The sequence below is a fragment of the uncultured Salinibacterium sp. genome, assembly GCF_963974405.1.
GTDB lineage: Bacteria > Actinomycetota > Actinomycetes > Actinomycetales > Microbacteriaceae > Rhodoglobus.
This window is the reverse complement of record NZ_CAXBBH010000003.1, coordinates 55114-71999: the sequence shown is the minus strand read 5'-3', so window position 1 is coordinate 71999 and position 16886 is coordinate 55114. Positions and strand designations below refer to the sequence as shown.

Genomic DNA, 16886 nt, shown 5'->3' with positions numbered 1-16886 from the left:
ACTATAGGTCTAGAAGTTATTCCTCGGGGGAGGAACTTCACTCGGGAGCGATTTTTCGCAACGAGTCGGGCCGGAGGCGGGGGAGCCTCCGGCCCAACGTATTTCTGCATGCACTTGAGTGCATGCGAGAGCTGGAGGCTTCGCGTGCCGCAGAATCACAATCTTCGCGGTCGAATCGCTGGTCAATCAGCCATGGCCGCGGTCATCGACGCGCAATCCACCCGCCTACCGCGAGGTTTCATCGCGCGAATTTTCGGAATCTCACCGCTGACCGCTGAGGGTCGGGCCCACTACCGCGGTGCCGTCGGCGAGCTGCTGGTTGGCTCCATTCTCGATCGCCTAGGCCATAGTTGGGATGTGCTCCACGGTGTGCCTCTTGGAGAGTCGTCGTTGGATCACTTTGCCGTTGGTCGTGCCGGCATCTTTGCCATCTCGGTGGTCAATTGTCAGGGCGATGACGTTGCGGTGAACGGGAATGAACTCGTTATTGCAAAGACGATTAGTCGATCCGTGCCTGAGGCGCGTGCATCCGCTCTTCTCGTATCTGCCGCATTGGGTGCCGCGTTGGACCGGGAAGTGCGTGTCGCCGCCGTGCTCGTCTTGGTCGAGCCGGTGAGGGTCTCCATGCTCGCCGTTCCCGAGGGTGTCCACGTCCTCACCTCGATGCAGCTCGAGCAGTGGCTCGTCTCCGCTGCCGAAACGTTGACGGGAGATGCCGTCGCGTCGGTCTCGACCGTGGCCGAGGAAAGCTCGACCTGGCCGAAGCTGCAACATGCGGCGATCAAGTCTCGAGATCTGACCCGCGCGTTCGTTGCCATTCATAAGGAGGTGCGGATGGCGCGGGCTCGCCGTTTCATGTGGCTGGTTGCCGCACTCATTCTCACGTTCTTTTCGGTGTGGACTCTCGTCTCCGTGCTCACTGGACTAGTGGTCGGTTCTTAGCGCGTCGAGCGTTTTCATAGTCTTTGTGAGGCACGATTAGGGGATGTTCCGGCGTCATCCCCAATTGAGTGCTGCCACGCTCGGCTATCTGGCCGTCGTGGCTTGGCTGACGCTGAGCCCGCAGGCTCCTGATCAACGCGATGGTCCGCTGTGGCAATTGGCCGTTTTTCTTGACCGATTTCAGGCCACTCAGTGGCTCACCTTCAACGATCTCGAATTCATGGCAAATATTGCGTTGTTTGTCCCGTTGGGCTTGTTCTTTGTCTTACTCGTAGGAAAGCGGCGATGGTGGCTCGCCCTTGCCCTCGCTGTGCTTCTGACGGTGGGTATCGAGTGGGTGCAGCAGTTCATTCCCTCTCGCGTATCTGATCCGCGAGATATCGCTTCCAATTCCTTAGGTGCAGCCATCGGGGTGGTGGTGACCTTGATCGTTGCGGCGGTGCGAGCGCGTGCGCGAGGTCGACGAAGCGGTGGCGCCCAGTCTTCGGCCTCCAAACCTCGGTCTGGTGAGTAGGGGAACACGATGAACGTCGCCACTCTTCGCGGTTTCTCTATTTTTCTTGTGGCGGCTACGTTTCACATTGTCAGTCTCGTGATGGAATGGCGCGATCTCGCGACCGTCACGAAGTTCGCGCTCATGCCGACACTCATTGTGGGAGTCGTTCTGGTGGGCAGACGGTGGTTGGCTCGGCCCGATTTTTTGCTGATTGCCGCGTTGGTTCTGGCGTGGGTGGGCGACATTTTTGTGGGGGATGCCGCCGGGGCTAGTTTCATCGTGGGGCTCGGTGCTTTTCTGGCTGCCCATGTCGTATATTTTTTCTTGTTTGTTCGGGCCTTGAAATCTCGTCGCGTGCCCCGGCTCGCCCTCGTGCTTGTGTTCTGGTGGGGCGGATTGCTTGCTGTTCTGCATGATGATCTCGGCGTGTTTTTGGTTCCGCTCGCGGTCTACGGGGCCACGTTGGGAGCATCGACGGCCGCAGCGCTCGCAACAAACCCACTGATCGCTGCCGGAGCGGTGCTCTTTCTTGCCTCCGATACCGCGCTCGCGTGGTCGCTCTTCTCGCCGATGGCGGTCTGGTGGCAGTCGGATGCCGTAATTATGGCTTTGTACGCCGCTGGCCAGTTGTTGATCGCCTGGGGTGTGGTTTCGCGACAGAGGAGCGTCAGAAAGGGCTCAGAGCGTCAAAGCCTCGAGCGTTAGTGGACGATGCATTTCCCGCTTGACACCGGCGTGTTGAAATCTGTGGCATCGTCGATCACGGGGCGCACTGTCTCCAAGGTGAGGGCGTAGCCGACGTTGTTTTGCTCCGTGCTGCTGCCAAAAATAGTGCCAACAATGTGGCCGTCGAGAGTGAGTAGCGGTCCACCAGAGTTGCCCGGGTTGACTTGACCTGCGAGCGTGTAGACCTCTCGAGGTGCACCGTCGGCCCCGTAGATATCGGGACTCGTAAACGTGCTGACATTCTGCACGAGCGCAGCGTTCGTCGTGAATGGTCCGCCATAAGGGTATCCCTGAATGGCGGTGCTGGTGCCGGGACGTGAGGTAATACCCACTGCGAGAGCATCTGCCGTGAGACCAGGCACTGCGAGCACTGCGAGGTCGTTGACGGGATCGAAAAACACGATGGTGCTGTTGAGGACTTGGCCGTTCAGTGCTTCGACAACGGGCCCGGTCGTGCCTGAAATCACATGAGCATTGGTCATGACACGCTCGGCGGCGACGACAAACCCGCTTCCGGTTTGCCCTTGAGCACACGAGAAGGCATTTCCCGTGACGCGCACTACTGACTGCGCTGCGGCCGCGAGAGCCGGGCTGTCGGCGTCGATCGTCGGCACCTGCGCATTCGGATTCCCCAGAGGCGAACCCAGCAGCGGCAGGGCACGGTCGCTGAGCGCGGTGCGCCACCGAGCGATGGTTGCTTCAACAACGTCGGGCGTAGCGTCTTGAATCGTTCGGATCACTGAGGAGGCTGCGATGGTGCGTGACACGATCGGTACGCCCAATTGTGCCGCGCTGAAACTCACCGTCGATATGACGAGCGCCGCAAGTACGGCGATCGCGAGACCCCCCACCGCTCGATCGGCGCCGCGAAGTGCTTTCGATTCGATAGAAATATTGACCGTTTTGCCCGCCGCTGACCCTATCGCGTGGCCGACTGCGATGAGGGTGATCGCCACCGCGACAACAATGATCAACCTCACTTGGGGGATCGGGGCAAGCTGAGAGATGCTTGGCGTCAGAAGAGCTGCACAGAAAATGCCTAGTCCTACGCCAACGATGACAAAAATACTGCGTGTGAGCCCGATCGTGAGCCCGTAGATCGTGTACCCCAGCAGAATGACCACCAGCAGCAGGTCAAGGAGCGGAGCCACGTTCATAGTCTCAGCCTAAACGCCACCGACTGCAGGAGCGTCGAGTTGGGTGATGGCCGAGGTCGAGATAATCTCGAAGTGAACAGTGTTGGGGGATGTAGTGAGCGATAGCGCGCACGAAGGCCGCGCTCCGGCCTCCTCAACGGAGGGTTCCGGTTTTGGCCTGGCGATGTCAGCGTGCCTTCGAGCGCAGGCAGATCGCGAACCACGCAATTGGTTTCAACGGCTTCGTGGGGCAAGCCCCCTCTCTGTCGAGGCTCGTAAGGTTTATGCGCACGCGGTTACCGAGCTCGAATCTGCTGTTGCGCTCGCGGCGCTTGGTTCTGACTGGGTGGTCGCGAGCGTTGCGGACGAACACGATCCCAGTGCAGGGACTGACCATGTTGTTCTAGGTCCGGCGGGTGTATTCGTCGTGTGCAGCCGGCGGCATCCGCATGCGAGAGCTGTTACGGCGGGTCGCATGATTCTTATCAATGGTCATCGGGTGGCCTATGTGCGAGATGCCACGACGCTCGCCGAGCGACTTACCGAGTCGTTTACCGATCTCGGTGCGCCTTCGGTTCGTGTTCACCCTCTTGTTGCGCTCACGGGAACGTCAGAACTGGTTCGCGGTCGAATGAAAGCTCCCGTGCCCGTGCTTGCATTGAAGGATCTTGCGGCCTGGCTCATTCGGCAGGACCGCGTTTACTCTCGAGCTCAAGTGGCAGCCCTTGCTCCTGTCGCGGGCAGGTTGAGCGGGTGGATCGTGCGTCCGGCAGTGACCGGTGCGAGTGTCCGTCTCACGGCACGCTTCGAGCGACTGCGTACAGAAGTGGATGCCGCTCGCCGCCGCTACAGGTTGTGGGTTGCAGTGGGGGGAGTGGTCGCGCTCGCGGCGACCGCTGCCATGGTTGCGTTCGCGATTCCCGCAATTGTTGCTCTTACCGCTGGTTAGTACTGCTGGAGCTCGAGCTCTGCTAAACTTGCAAGGTTGCCGTCTAACGGCCGCGGATAAAGAGAGCTCAAGCATTCAGCTATGGGCACCGCGCAACGACTAGAAAGGGGATCACCTTATGGCTCTAGAAGCAAGCATCAAGAAGGCGATCATCGAAGAGTACGCAACCCACCCAGGTGACACGGGATCCCCCGAGGTCCAGATCGCGATGATGACTCGTCGCATCCTCGACCTCACGGAGCACCTCAAGATGCACAAGCACGACCACCACTCACGTCGTGGACTGCTTCTTCTTGTTGGTCAGCGTCGTCGTCTGCTGGGTTACCTGCAGAACGTTGACATCACGCGTTACCGTACGCTGATTGAGAAGCTGGGACTGCGCCGCTAGTCGACTCGTCACACTTGCCAAAGGCCGTCATCGCTCTGCGATGGCGGCCTTTGTTGTTCTAGGAGTTCGGCTGAAGCGCCGGTGGTTCGCTTTAACGGCGTGAGCGGTCGGACGCTACCTGTCGGCGCGCTCGACCGCTCACGCGATGGCTGACGTGAACGCCTTAAAGCGTGGTGCTGGCGCCACTGTCACGCGCTGTTGCGTTCTTGCGCGGCAGCGTGAGCAGGGTAGTCACGCTCACGGCGATCATCAGGATCGCTCCGATTGCGACGAGGGAGAAAATTCCTGCGGCGGGGAGCACGAACATTGCGACTCCTGCTGCCATCGAGACGATTCCGCTTACCCAGCCGAACCATCGGGGATGGATTGTTCCTCGAACTCCTCCGACGAGGTCGACGATTCCTTCAAGGATCCAACCGATTCCGATGACGAGCGCGAGCGCAACAAGTGATTGGAAGGGGTTGGAGAGGCAGAGAATACCGGCTACTACGACGAGCAGTCCGAGTAGCCCGCTGACCCAGCGCATCGGTGAGTCGAGAGAGCTTGCCACGAAGGCCGCGGTAATGCGAAAGAGTCCGGATGCGATCAAGTAGATCCCGAACAGGATTGCGACGGTGAGGAGCGTGGCTCCCGGAAAAAGGAGCCCGACGACACCGAGTACGAGACCAATAACGGCGACGGCGACAAGCTGACCTCGGTGTACGCGAAGTAATCCAGGGAGCAGATCGGCGGCTGAGGTGGGGTGGAGGTTCGTGCTGTCTGACGAGCTCATGGGGTCCTAACCGTTTGTCGTGCGGTGTACGTGCTTATATTCTCCCAGTTTCGTTCTTCACATGTGCAAGTGGAGAGCACGCGTTAGGCTCGATGCATGTCGCGTCGTGTTACTTACTCTCAGCTCGGTGGGCCAGAAGTGCTCACGATTTCCGAAGTTTCTGAACCACACGCTGGTGCGGGCGAGGTTCGAGTGCGGGTGAAATTCGCCGGTATTAATCCCTTTGATTCCAAGGTTTTCAGCGGCGGTGCCACGTCGACGCCACAGAACGTTACGTTTCCGAGCGGCAACGGTAATGACTTCGCGGGCGTCGTCGACGAAGTGGGTTCGGGGGTTACGAACTGGAGCATCGGCGATGAGGTATTCGGCGGCAAGAGCTTCAGCGGTCAAGCAGATTTCGTAGTCGTGTCGGCGAGCAAGCTCGTTCGTAAACCCGCTGAGTTGAGCTGGGAACAGGCTGGTGGCCTTGATATTGTCGGGCGAACAGCATGGGCAAGCGTCGAAGCGATCGCTCTTACTCCAGCCGATACTGTGCTCGTGAGTGCCGCAGCGGGCGGCGTCGGTGTCATTGCCGCTCAACTTGCCAAACTCAAGGGCGCCACAGTAATTGGTTCGGCGAGCGAATCGAACCATGAATTCTTACGTTCTTTGGGCATCCATCCCGTCGCTTATGGCGAGGGCATGGTCGAGCGTATTTTGGAGATCAGCCCCGAGGGTGTCACGGCTGCTCTCGACAACAACGGCCGTGAAACCGTGGATGCTGCGCTTGCGCTCGGAGCGCCGGCCGACCGCATCAATACCATCGCTGACTATGCCGCTGTCTCGGAGTACGGCACTTCGGGCGTTGGGGCTGCGGGCGCCACTTCGGATGACCTCGCTTCGCTTTCTGCCCTCGTGGCTGCGGGAACAGTGCAGGTTCCGATTGACTCCGTTTTCCCCTTCGAGCAGGTGTCTGAGGCGTACACGCAATTGTTGGATGGCCACTCGCGCGGAAAGATCGTGCTCGCGCTTTAGCTGACGTTCTCATAAGTTTTGTGAGATTGCTGCATCCAAAACGAGGGTTCAGTCGGAAGTACTCCATGTAAGGCGAATTACGCCCGACCATGAGAGGACAAGAACAGTGCGAAACAAGATTTTTGCCGGTGTTGCCGCCGGTGCGATTGCCGCCGTAGGAGTCGCTATTCCCGCCAACGCCATCTCTGACACGACTGCCGACCTGTACGTCCTGCACGCTGTGCCGGGGCTCACGGTTGATGTTTACGTGAACGGTGAACTCACGCTCGATGACTTCGAGCCCGGTGACCTCGCTGGCCCCCTCGACCTTCCGGCCGACACCTACACGGTTGCGATTACAGCCTCCGATGCAGCCGACGACTCGTCGCCAGCCATCGGCCCCATCGACCTCACTCTAGAGGCCAACATGAGCTACACCGCCGTCGCTCACCTCGACGAAGCGGGCGATCCGACGGCAAGCCTCTTCACCAACGACCTCAGCACGGTCGCGGCCGGCGAAGGTCGCTTGACGGTGCGTCACACCGCAGCGGCTCCCGCTGTCGATGTGCTCGCTAACGATGCCGTTGCCTTCGAAAACCTCAGCAACCCCGACGAAGTGAAGGCTGACCTTGCGGTCGGAACCATCTCGGCAGCTGTGGCTCTCACCGGAACCACTGACCCCGTCATTGGACCGGCAGATGTCGAGATTGCTGAAGGCGTCAACACCATCGTGTACGCCTGGGGCAGCGCCGCAGATGACAACCTCACCCTCGCTGTGCAGACCATTGACGGTCTTCACTCGAACCCCGGTGGAGTGGATGCCGGAACCGCCGGCCTTGCCGCCGATAACAACAACGGCATCCTTGTTGCAGGCCTCGGCGGGCTTGTAGCGCTTCTCGCTCTCGCTGGATTCGCTGCAGCTCGACTCTCCGCCGCTCGCGCAGCGAAGTAGTCACGCACTCTCAATAACACAGCACGACCAGCACTCACACACCCCCAGCAAGGAGAACGTCATGATCGCGAGAATCCTAGCCCTCGCGGTCATGGCTCTTCTCCTTGCTGGTTGTGCTGCTGGTCCAACCGAATCTATTGCTCCGAGCCCGGCACCTCTGCCTACTGCAGAGATTGATGTGCCTCGGCAGTCGAGTGAAATCGCGCCGGTTGAGCAGCTAGCTGCCCCGGTTCGCATCCAAATTCCTTCCGTTGCCATCGACCTCCAGATCACCCCTGTAGGGGTTCAAGACGACGGACTCATGCAGATCCCCGAGAACATTCGTGTCGCGGGCTGGTATCGCTTTGGTCCATCACCAGCAAGCGAGACAGGTTCCACCGTTATTACCGCCCACGTCGACGACTTCGAACAGGGCCTCGGCCCATTCGCCTATCTCAAAGAGATGCCGGCGGATGCTGAAATTGTCGTGACGACCGATGACGGCGTCGACCATCGCTATGCACTTGAATCAGTACAGAACATCGAAAAGAAACAATTGCCGCTCGATCAAGTCTTCGACCGCGGCGGAGCCCCACGAATTGTGCTCATTACCTGTGGAGGACAGTTCGACGAGAACGTATTGAACTACTCTGACAACGTCATAGCGATTGCGAATCCGCTATGAGCACCCTCAACCGGAGAGCGATGACGCACGACGAAGCTGCAGACGAAGCCCGCATGACGCGAGCCTTTGTCTCTGGCGATGAGTCAGCCCTCGCTGAGGTCTACAACCGCTGGTCATCTCTCGTCTTTACTCTCGCGGTCCGTTCGCTCGGGGATCGCGGCGATGCGGAAGACGTCACTCAGAAGGTCTTCGTGTCGGCCTGGACTGGGCGTTCCACTTTTAGGCCTGAACGTTCGAGTCTTTCTGCATGGCTCGTCGGAATAACACGGAACAAGATCGCGGACACCCATGAAGCGCGCGCCCGCGTACGACGGCTTCACGAGCAACTTGCCGCAACGACATCACGGGGTGAGTCAGTCGTGGAAGACTTTGACTTAGCTGACACCCTCATGGTTGCTGATGAAATCTCTCGCCTCGAGCCGGATGCGCAAGCGATTATGCGATTAGCGTTTTTTGACGATCTCACCCATAACCAAATAGCTGACCGCCTCGAACTACCTCTCGGCACGGTTAAGAGCCATATCCGGCGCAGTCTGCAACGGATGCGAACACGATTGGAGGCGACCTATGCGACACGTTGATCCTGAGGTTCTTGCGCTGCTCGCCCTAGGTGAGCAAGTCGCCCTCCCCGAAGACAGCGCGCACGTCAGTGAGTGCGAGCAGTGCCGCAGCGAGATCGAAGTCCTCTCGCGTGCCGCCATGGTAGGCCGCTCAACCTTCGATGCTGGTGAACTCTTGCAACCTCCGTCGCGAGTGTGGGCGCGCATCGCTGATGAGTTGTCCGTGTCGACCGACACGCCCACCACAGCTCACGTTGCCGAGGGTCTTGCTGTCGAAGAGTCCGTTTCTCCCGACGCGACCGTTCATTCACTCGAGAGTCGTCGCCGTCGTCGCTGGGTCGGGGCTGTCGCTGCTGCGGCTGCCGTTGCGCTCGTCGCGAGCGCTGGCACCGCACTGTGGGCGACTTTCCGGCCAGCGGATCCGCCGACAATTCTTGCGAGCGCAACACTCGACGCCTTCCCCGACTGGCCTGATTCCACCGGAGAAGCCCGACTTGAGCAACTCCCCGATGGTACTCGCGTGATTGACGTCAACTTCGAGGCACCCGCAACCGAAGGAGGCTTTCGAGAAGTGTGGCTGATCACTTCGGATGCCACGGCTCTTGTCAGTCTAGGAATCGTCGAAGGCACTTCAGGTCAGTTCACGGTCCCCGACGGTCTCGATGTCTCTCGTTATGACCTCGTGGATATCTCGGAGGAACAGTTCGACGGAAACCCTGCGCACTCCGGCGACTCCATCGTGCGCGGCCAGCTCAATACCGACGCCTAGCGACCTAGCCAGTCTTCACGCACCGGTGTAGCCGAGCATCGTCTAGTCGAACCGGGTGGTCTCGAGCCGATAGAGCGCCAGGGCGACGGAAAGTCGCGTGCGACCGCGCGAAGTGCGCACGTCGAAGCCAAGCTTTCCGTTCAACTCTTCGGCGCGCGATTGCACCGTGGAGTGGTGAAAACCGAGGCTGGCGGCAGCGGCACGCAAGCTGTCACTTGCCGCGAGCGTGTCGAGCATCGGAAGGATCCGTGGCGTCTCGCGGATCACCACTCCGAGTGACTGAAGATCGCAATTTTCGGGAGCTCCGGCGGGACTGATCTCGGCGAGCAACAACAGCGAACCGAGATCATCGCCATAAAGCACAGGCTCATGATCGGACGTCAATCGCAGCGCGGTCAGCGCCGATGACCACGAGCGTACGAGATCGGCGGGGGAGGCAGCGATGCCGATGCCGGCGCGCGGAGCCGACGCGGCATCCGTGCTCAAAAGTATCGTGGCACGCACAGCGCCTGCCACTGTCGCGACGACGGTGGAGAGTCCAGCAGTTGCGGTCGTGGTCGACGAGGGTTGCGCGATCACCCTGTAGCGGGTGGTGAGTGCGAGGTTCAGTGTTTTTGCGGCGGAGAGTCGATCTTCGGCGGACTGCGAAGGGTCGAGGAGGGCTGAGATCGCAGACCCATCAACTGTCGGAGTATTCGTGCGCACATCCTGAAAACTCAATCCTCGCTGCCTTTCGCTGGAACGTCTCAGTATCGTCGCGCCATAGCCTAACCGCCATTTGGCGGTTAGGGGCTGGAATTATCGGGAAACTCGGTGGTTGAACGGAATAACTGATTCATCCAGACAGATTTTGGGAGACCGGAGCACTCATGCAGTTCGGAATTTTCACCGTTAGCGACGTCACAACTGACCCCACCGACGGCACAACGCCTACCGAGGGTGAGCGCATCAAAGCTCTCGTCACGATCGCCAAAAAAGCGGAAGAAGTCGGGCTCGATGTCTTTGCACTAGGGGAGCACCACAACCCTCCCTTCGTCTCGTCTAGCCCCACCACAATGCTCGCGTACATCGCAGCCCAGACAGAGAAGTTGATCCTCTCCACGAGCACGACGCTCATCACGACGAATGATCCCGTGAAGATCGCCGAAGACTATGCGATGCTTCAGCACCTCTCTGATGGTCGCGCCGACCTCATGATGGGTCGCGGCAACACTGGTCCGGTGTACCCATGGTTTGGCAAGGACATTCGGGAGGGCATCCCGCTCGCGATCGAAAACTATGCTCTGCTCCACCGTCTCTGGCGTGAAGAATTTGTGAACTGGGAAGGCAAGTTCCGCACCCCTCTCCAGGGCTTCCAGTCAACGCCTCGACCTCTAGACGGCGTGCCGCCCTTCGTGTGGCATGGCTCGATCCGCAGCCCAGAAATCGCAGAACAGGCCGCCTATTACGGCGACGGCTTCTTTGCCAACAACATTTTCTGGCCAAAAGAGCACTACATGCGTCTCATCGCCTACTACCGCCAGCGCTTCGAGCACTACGGTCACGGCACGGCCGCTCAGGCCATTGTCGGCCTCGGCGGTCAGGCATTCATGCGCAGCAATTCGCAATCAGCAAAGGCAGAATTCCGGCCATACTTCGACAGTGCTCCGGTCTACGGAAACGGGCCGTCGATGGAAGACTTCACCGAGCAAACACCGCTCGCCGTCGGAAGCCCCCAAGAAGTCATCGACAAATACGCAGGAATGCGCGAACACTTCGGTGACTACCAACGTCAGCTCTTCCTCATGGACCACGCCGGCCTTCCGCTCAAGACCGTTCTTGAGCAACTCGACATCCTCGGAGAAGAAGTTGTGCCCGTACTCCGCAAGGAGTTCGCCACCAACCGCCCCGTCGAGGTTCCGGATGCCCCCACCCACGCCTCGCTCGTCGCCAAGCGTGACGCGGCTCTCGCTGCCCCCGCAGCCGAAGTCCCCGCGACCGTCTAGTTCCGCAGCACGCCGCACAACCACTCGTTAGAACTCACGAAAGAAGCACACCATGTCCGACGTCAAGAAGATTGCCGTCATCGCCGCTGGCCTCAGCCAGCCATCGTCAACGCGACTACTCGCTGACCGCCTCACCGAGGCAACGACAAAAAACCTCCGTGAAAGAGGTGTTGAAGCAGACGTGACCGTCATCGAACTGCGCGATCTCGCACAGGACGTGACAAACAATCTGCTCACTGGCTTTCCGAGCGCCAAACTTGAAGAGGCCATCACTGCAGTGACCAGCGCTGACGGACTCATCGCCGTCACGCCCATCTTCACCACCAGCTACAGCGGATTGTTCAAATCGTTTATCGACATCCTCGACCCGCAATCACTGACGGATCTGCCCGTGCTGCTCGGTGCGACGGGCGGAACCGATCGACACTCGCTAGCGATCGACTACGCCATGCGGCCCCTGTTTAGCTACCTTCACGCTGTGGCTGTGCCGACCGGCGTGTATGCGGCATCCGCCGACTGGGGTAGTGGGGGAGACAGTGCGTCAAGCACTCTGCCTGTGCGAATTAATCGCGCAGCGGGAGAACTTGCAGCGCTCGCGGCGGTTTCCGATCGCTCCGACCGAGTGATCGACCCCTTTGCGCTGCCGGAGGGCTTTAGCCCTGTCGGCAGCTTCGGGGCGAAATAGAACGCCACGCGCCTACTGCGTAGAACGGCGACTATCCCGTCTTACGGCGACTATCCCGTCTTACGGCGGAAGTCGCGCTTGTGGTCGGCCCGGTCGTGGGTTCCCTGGATAGCTGATTCAGCATCCAAGTGCCCCGGCCGGTCTTGCTGCTTGCCTTGCTTGCGATCAAGCGCCTCGCGGAACCTGCGCTTGTTTTCTTCGCTCGCAGATGGCTTATCTTCTGTGGGTTCCATACTCGCCAGCGTAGGCCACCTGCATAGCAATTCGCACGTCAGCCGTGTCGCGCCTCGATCTCTAGGGCTTCCCAGACCCGCGGTGCTACGATTGTGAGCAGTTGTCCGCATAGTTGTCGGGCAACAGACGGAGCAGGCTGGCAAGAAGCTGGTCACCGGTGGTAATTTTCCGAGTTATTCGGAGGCTTTCTACTGTTGACCAGACATGCGCCGCCACTCTAGGCATGCGCGTGAACCAAGCGTCCTTCTGCCCGCTCCTGCTCCTTGACGAGTCGCACACCACACGGGTGCGCGACGTAAAACAAAGGAGAAACCCCCGCATGGAGGGTCCAGAAATCACATTCGCCGAAGCCGTTCTCGATAACGGCAAGTTCGGCAAGCGCACCGTGCGCTTCGAAACCGGTCGACTCGCTCAGCAGGCACAGGGTGCCGTCGCTGCGTACCTCGACGAAGAAACAATGATCTTGAGCGCAACCAGCGCTGGCAAGCACCCGCGTGAAGGCTTCGACTTCTTCCCACTCACTGTGGATGTTGAAGAGCGTTCATACGCTGCAGGCAAGATTCCAGGCAGCTTCTTCCGCCGCGAGGGTCGCCCCTCGACGGAAGCGATTCTCGTCTGCCGTCTCATTGACCGCCCGATGCGTCCAACCTTCGTTGAGGGACTCCGCAACGAAGTTCAGATCGTTATTACCGTTCTGAGCATCGCTCCTGACGAGTTCTACGACGCACTGTCGATTAACGCTGCATCGCTCAGCACCCAGATCTCCGGGCTTCCGTTCTACGGTCCGGTTGCCGGCATCCGCCTCGCCCTCATCGGCGACCAGTGGGTTGCCTTCCCGAAGCACAGCCAGCTTGCTGACGCTGTCTTTGACCTCACTGTTGCTGGCCGCATGGTCACCAACGACAAGGGTGAAGAAGACATTGCCATCATGATGGTTGAGGCAGAAGCTACCGAAAACAGCTGGGAGCTCATCAAGGCAGGAGCCACGAAGCCCGACGAGGCTGTTGTTGCTCAGGGTCTCGAAGCGTCCAAGCCATTCCTTAAGCAGCTCGTCAAGGCTCAGCTCGAAGTATCGACAAAGGCTGCAAAGCCCGTTGCCGACTACCCGCTGTTCCCGCCGTACTCCGACCAGGCGTACAACGCGATTGACGAACTCGCTCAGGCAGAACTGCGCGACGTGTACAAGATCGCCGACAAGATCGAACGCCAGACCGCAGACGACGAGCTCAAGGCACGCGTCAAGGCTGAAGTTCAGTCGAAGGTCGACGCTGAAGAACTCAGTGCAGACGTCATCGGCATGGTTGGCGCCGCCTACAAGGCCGTCAGCAAGAAGGTTATGCGCGAGCGCGTACTGACCGAGGGAATCCGTATCGACGGCCGTGGCTTGAGCGACATCCGTGCGCTCGATGCTGAGGTCGAGGTCATTCCTCGCGTTCACGGCTCGGCAATCTTCCAGCGCGGCGAGACTCAGATCTTGGGTGTCACCACGCTGAACATGCTCAAGATGGAGCAGCAGATTGACTCACTGGCCCCAGTGACCAAGAAGCGCTACATGCACCACTACAACTTCCCGCCCTACTCGACCGGTGAGACCGGTCGCGTCGGTAGCCCGAAGCGTCGCGAGATTGGGCACGGCTTCCTCGCCGAGCGCGCTATCGCACCGGTGCTTCCTGCTCGTGAAGACTTCCCGTACGCGATCCGCCAGGTATCCGAGGCTCTCGGTTCCAACGGTTCGACCTCGATGGGTTCCGTCTGTGCTTCGACTCTGTCGCTGCTGAACGCCGGTGTGCCGCTGCGCGCACCAGTCGCCGGTATCGCCATGGGGCTCATCTCTGACGAGGTCAACGGCGAGACGCGTTACGCGGCTCTCACTGACATCCTCGGTGCTGAAGACGCCCTTGGCGACATGGACTTCAAGGTTGCCGGTACGAGCGAATTCGTCACCGCCATCCAGCTCGACACCAAGCTCGCTGGTTTGCCTTCGTCGGTTCTCGATGGCGCACTCAAGCAGGCCAAGGAAGCGCGCACTGCGATTCTTTCGGTGATCAACGCTGCAATCGATGCTCCTGACGAGATGGCCCCCACGGCTCCTCGTGTGATCTCGGTGCAGATCCCGATCGACAAGATCGGTGAACTCATCGGGCCCAAGGGCAAGAACATCAACCAGATCCAGGATGACACCGGAGCCGACATCTCGATTGAGGATGACGGAACCGTCTACATCGGTGCTGTTGATGGTCCTTCTGCCGAGGCTGCTCGCGCGGCGGTCAACGCCATCGCGAACCCGCTCAACCCTGAGGTCGGCGAGCGCTTCTTGGGTACGGTCGTGAAGATTGCTACCTTCGGTGCGTTTGTATCGCTCACCCCGGGCAAGGACGGACTGCTGCACATTTCTGAGGTCCGCAAGCTTGCCGGTGGTAAGCGTGTGGAGAACGTCGAAGACGTTCTCGGGGTCGGACAGAAGATCCAGGTTGAGATCACCAAGATTGATGACCGTGGCAAGCTCTCGCTCGCACCCGTCACTGACGAGACAGACGCAGAAGCAGCGGCCCCCGCTGACGAAAGCTAAGTCCCGCTCGACGTAGGTCAGTCTCAGCGCCCATTCTCAGAGAGGATGGGCGCTGAGTTGTTAATCAGCAGATTCTGGTTTTGCGGTCAGAACGGGGGTAGTCACCCCAGTCTGCCCTCCGTTGGGGTCGCGCTCAGTGGGGTGCGTGCCGCTATCCTGAGCGAGTGACCCGAATCACTACACCTTTTGATGACTTTATGAGCGACATGCTGCTGTGGCTCGATACCGCTTGGTACCTCTGGGTAGCTCTCGGCGTTGTTGTCGCTGTCGTTGTCGTTAGCGTTGTTGTCGCGAAGATGCGCAGCCGCGGCTACGAGCGCGTTCCGCATTACTATCGCCGCAACTCTTAGCTGTCTGTGCTGGAGTGCCCGATCAGTTGAGCTCGCGCAACGACATGGTCACGCAGCACGAAGCCAAGCATTGCGGGCGTGCTGCCCTCGGGCAGGTCGAGGAGCTCTACGTTGAGGGCGCTCAAGGTGAAGACGTAACGGTGTTGCCCATGACCAGCCGGTGGGGCGGCTCCCTGAAATGCTTCTAGCCTTAACTCATTGGCCACGGTGATTGCGCCGTTGGGCATGAGCTGAGACTCGGGATTTCCCGCGTCTTGGGGGAGTGACTCAACGCTGGCAGGAATGTTGTACACGGCCCAGTGCCACCAGCCGCTTCCGGTGGGGGCATCCGGATCGAACATCGTCAGGGCAAAACTCTTCGTGCCTGAGGGGAAGCCGTGCCAGTGCAGAGTGGGGGAGCGATCCTCGCCACCCGCTTGGGCAATACCGGATCGAGCGAACTTGGGCAGCTCTCCACCGGCTTCAAAATCCGGGCTCTCAAGAGTGAACGACGGTACTTCGGGCAGTTTCCAGTTGGGGTCGTTCATGGCAATGATCCTTTCGGTTGCTGAAATCGAACTGTGGCCATTATGACGACGATGGAGAGGAGTCGTCACGGGATACCGGCGCGAGGCGCACAAAAGGTGCATTGTGACACGGACTAATAACGATCCGTCTGTCCTTCGCGTGTTTGCCGCAGTGGCGGCATATTCTTGCCAAAAGCCTTGTGGGAGGCCGTTATGACGCAAGTAAACCCGACGCGATCATTGCCGGGCTCTACTCGCATGCTCCCAGAACCCGGGCACCATTTTGTGACTCGAGTCGTGGGATCATCCGACCTTCGAGTCTTCCCTCTTGCCCTGAGCGGCAACATCTTCGGCTGGACTGCGGACGACGCCGTTACGGCATCCATTTTGGATACCTTTGCCGATGGCGGTGGAAACTTTGTTGACACAGCGGACTCATACGCTTCGGGTCGTAGCGAGCTCATGATCGGCAAGTGGATGCGCACGCGGCGCAATCGCGATCAGATCGTAGTCGCTACGAAAGTGGGAAAGAGTCGCGACAACCCCGGCATGGGCGCTGGCGCGATAAAGCGTTCAGTGGATGCGTCCCTGGCTCGTTTGGGAACGTCGCACCTCGATCTGTTGTACTTGCACGTCGACGATGAGTCAGTCGACTTTGATGAGACTTTGCTTGCCGTTGATGAGCTTATCGGCGAAGGAAAGGTGCGGTACTTCGGAGGTTCTGATCACACCGGCAACCGGCTCATTCAGGCGCGAATTGCCTGCGGCCAAATGGGCGTGGCGCCCATGGTGGCGGTTCAGGCGCAGTACAACCTGCTGCACCGCCAAGAGTTTGAAACCGGACTCGCGCATGTTGCCGCAATTCAAGGTCTCGGTGTGATGCCACGTTTCGCGTTGGCGAGTGGTTTTCTGAGCGGAAAATATCGCCAGCGTTCTGACCTTGCGCTCAACTCCCGCGGTCACGATGCCGCGCGATATTTGCATCGCCGGGGAATCAAGATTGTGAATGCGCTCGACGCGGTCGCTGGCGAGCACGAAGAGAGCCTAGCTACTATCGCGTTAGCGTGGTTGTTGAACAAGCCCGGCGTTGTTGCGCCCGTCGTGAGCGCTAGCCGTGCCGAGCAGGTCCCGGAGCTGCTTGCTGCGGCACGCGTGCAGCTGACGCGCCATCAGTCTGCCGAGCTTGACCGCGTCTCTAGTTACTAGGGTG

The 16886-nt window shown here is 59.6% G+C and carries 20 protein-coding genes; 15 read left to right on the top strand and 5 right to left on the bottom strand.

Annotation, left to right across the window (positions count from 1 at the left end; translation table 11 throughout):
* The first annotated feature begins 144 nt into the window (after window positions 1-144).
* From AACZ26_RS11630 to AACZ26_RS11620, 3 genes are read left to right on the top strand one after another with little or no spacing between them, the layout of a single operon-like run.
* The gene (locus AACZ26_RS11630; protein ID WP_339621755.1) at window positions 145-942 is read left to right on the top strand and encodes a nuclease-related domain-containing protein; all 798 of its coding nucleotides are present in this window, start codon (window positions 145-147) and stop codon (window positions 940-942) included.
* Window positions 943-985: 43 nt separating this feature from the next.
* Window positions 986-1456 (top strand): VanZ family protein, encoded by a 471-nt coding sequence (locus tag AACZ26_RS11625; protein WP_339621752.1) that lies wholly within the window; start codon window positions 986-988, stop codon window positions 1454-1456.
* 9 nt (window positions 1457-1465) lie between these two features.
* Window positions 1466-2143: a lysoplasmalogenase gene (locus tag AACZ26_RS11620; protein ID WP_339621750.1), complete on the top strand. Its 678-nt coding sequence runs from the start codon at window positions 1466-1468 to the stop codon at window positions 2141-2143.
* On the opposite strand, the gene AACZ26_RS11615 is transcribed toward AACZ26_RS11620, so the two are convergent.
* On the bottom strand, window positions 2140-3321 hold the full coding sequence (locus tag AACZ26_RS11615) for a MarP family serine protease (RefSeq protein ID WP_339621748.1): 1182 nt from the start codon (window positions 3319-3321) through the stop codon (window positions 2140-2142). The two genes, AACZ26_RS11620 and AACZ26_RS11615, sit on opposite strands and share 4 nt — an antisense overlap.
* Before the next feature lie 94 nt (window positions 3322-3415).
* On the opposite strand from AACZ26_RS11615, the gene AACZ26_RS11610 reads away from it, so the two are divergent.
* Both AACZ26_RS11610 and rpsO read left to right on the top strand, forming a co-directional pair.
* A complete protein-coding gene (locus tag AACZ26_RS11610; RefSeq protein ID WP_339621746.1) occupies window positions 3416-4249 on the top strand; it encodes a hypothetical protein in 834 nt (277 codons plus the stop codon).
* 118 nt (window positions 4250-4367) lie between these two features.
* On the top strand, window positions 4368-4637 hold the full coding sequence (gene rpsO / locus AACZ26_RS11605) for a 30S ribosomal protein S15 (protein WP_009771894.1): 270 nt from the start codon (window positions 4368-4370) through the stop codon (window positions 4635-4637).
* A gap of 163 nt (window positions 4638-4800) precedes the next feature.
* On the opposite strand, the gene AACZ26_RS11600 is transcribed toward rpsO, so the two are convergent.
* Complete coding sequence (locus tag AACZ26_RS11600) at window positions 4801-5409, bottom strand: DUF308 domain-containing protein (RefSeq protein ID WP_339621738.1); 609 nt, start codon at window positions 5407-5409, stop codon at window positions 4801-4803.
* 96 nt (window positions 5410-5505) lie between these two features.
* Here AACZ26_RS11600 and AACZ26_RS11595 point away from each other — a divergent pair, with 96 nt between their 5' ends.
* The 5 genes from AACZ26_RS11595 (at window position 5506) to AACZ26_RS11575 (ending at window position 9347) form a co-directional block, all read left to right on the top strand.
* On the top strand, window positions 5506-6423 hold the full coding sequence (locus tag AACZ26_RS11595) for an NADP-dependent oxidoreductase (protein ID WP_339621734.1): 918 nt from the start codon (window positions 5506-5508) through the stop codon (window positions 6421-6423).
* 106 nt (window positions 6424-6529) lie between these two features.
* Window positions 6530-7354: a DUF4397 domain-containing protein gene (locus AACZ26_RS11590; RefSeq protein WP_339621732.1), complete on the top strand. Its 825-nt coding sequence runs from the start codon at window positions 6530-6532 to the stop codon at window positions 7352-7354.
* Window positions 7355-7415: 61 nt separating this feature from the next.
* The gene (locus AACZ26_RS11585) at window positions 7416-8018 is read left to right on the top strand and encodes a class F sortase (protein WP_339621730.1); all 603 of its coding nucleotides are present in this window, start codon (window positions 7416-7418) and stop codon (window positions 8016-8018) included.
* Between the two features lie 20 nt (window positions 8019-8038).
* Entirely contained in the window at window positions 8039-8599 is a 561-nt protein-coding gene (locus AACZ26_RS11580; protein WP_339621728.1) for a sigma-70 family RNA polymerase sigma factor, read from the top strand.
* A complete protein-coding gene (locus AACZ26_RS11575) occupies window positions 8586-9347 on the top strand; it encodes an anti-sigma factor (protein WP_339621726.1) in 762 nt (253 codons plus the stop codon). Before AACZ26_RS11580 ends, AACZ26_RS11575 begins: the two co-directional genes overlap by 14 nt.
* 42 nt (window positions 9348-9389) lie before the next feature.
* Here the strand turns inward: AACZ26_RS11575 and AACZ26_RS11570 are convergent, their stop codons facing one another.
* Window positions 9390-10067: a helix-turn-helix domain-containing protein gene (locus AACZ26_RS11570; RefSeq protein ID WP_339621724.1), complete on the bottom strand. Its 678-nt coding sequence runs from the start codon at window positions 10065-10067 to the stop codon at window positions 9390-9392.
* A gap of 149 nt (window positions 10068-10216) precedes the next feature.
* Here AACZ26_RS11570 and AACZ26_RS11565 point away from each other — a divergent pair, with 149 nt between their 5' ends.
* Together AACZ26_RS11565 and AACZ26_RS11560 are read left to right on the top strand one after the other, a co-directional pair.
* A complete protein-coding gene (locus AACZ26_RS11565) occupies window positions 10217-11332 on the top strand; it encodes an LLM class flavin-dependent oxidoreductase (RefSeq protein ID WP_339621722.1) in 1116 nt (371 codons plus the stop codon).
* Window positions 11333-11384: 52 nt separating this feature from the next.
* Window positions 11385-12017: an FMN reductase gene (locus AACZ26_RS11560; RefSeq protein WP_339621721.1), complete on the top strand. Its 633-nt coding sequence runs from the start codon at window positions 11385-11387 to the stop codon at window positions 12015-12017.
* Window positions 12018-12067: 50 nt separating this feature from the next.
* On the opposite strand, the gene AACZ26_RS11555 is transcribed toward AACZ26_RS11560, so the two are convergent.
* Window positions 12068-12250, bottom strand: a complete 183-nt coding sequence (locus AACZ26_RS11555) for a DUF5302 domain-containing protein (protein ID WP_339621719.1) — start codon at window positions 12248-12250, stop codon at window positions 12068-12070.
* A gap of 320 nt (window positions 12251-12570) precedes the next feature.
* Between AACZ26_RS11555 and AACZ26_RS11550 the strand changes: the two genes are divergently transcribed.
* Together AACZ26_RS11550 and AACZ26_RS11545 are read left to right on the top strand one after the other, a co-directional pair.
* Window positions 12571-14820 carry a polyribonucleotide nucleotidyltransferase gene (locus AACZ26_RS11550; RefSeq protein ID WP_339621718.1) on the top strand — a complete coding sequence of 750 codons (2250 nt, stop codon included), beginning with the start codon at window positions 12571-12573 and terminating at the stop codon, window positions 14818-14820.
* 164 nt (window positions 14821-14984) lie between these two features.
* Window positions 14985-15170, top strand: coding sequence for a hypothetical protein (locus tag AACZ26_RS11545; protein ID WP_339621717.1), 186 nt, complete (start codon window positions 14985-14987; stop codon window positions 15168-15170).
* Here AACZ26_RS11545 and AACZ26_RS11540 read toward each other — a convergent pair.
* Window positions 15167-15697 (bottom strand): YbhB/YbcL family Raf kinase inhibitor-like protein, encoded by a 531-nt coding sequence (locus AACZ26_RS11540; protein WP_339621715.1) that lies wholly within the window; start codon window positions 15695-15697, stop codon window positions 15167-15169. The two genes, AACZ26_RS11545 and AACZ26_RS11540, sit on opposite strands and share 4 nt — an antisense overlap.
* A 192-nt stretch (window positions 15698-15889) precedes the next feature.
* Between AACZ26_RS11540 and AACZ26_RS11535 the strand changes: the two genes are divergently transcribed.
* Window positions 15890-16882 carry an aldo/keto reductase gene (locus tag AACZ26_RS11535; protein ID WP_339621714.1) on the top strand — a complete coding sequence of 331 codons (993 nt, stop codon included), beginning with the start codon at window positions 15890-15892 and terminating at the stop codon, window positions 16880-16882.
* Window positions 16883-16886 lie beyond the last annotated feature (4 nt).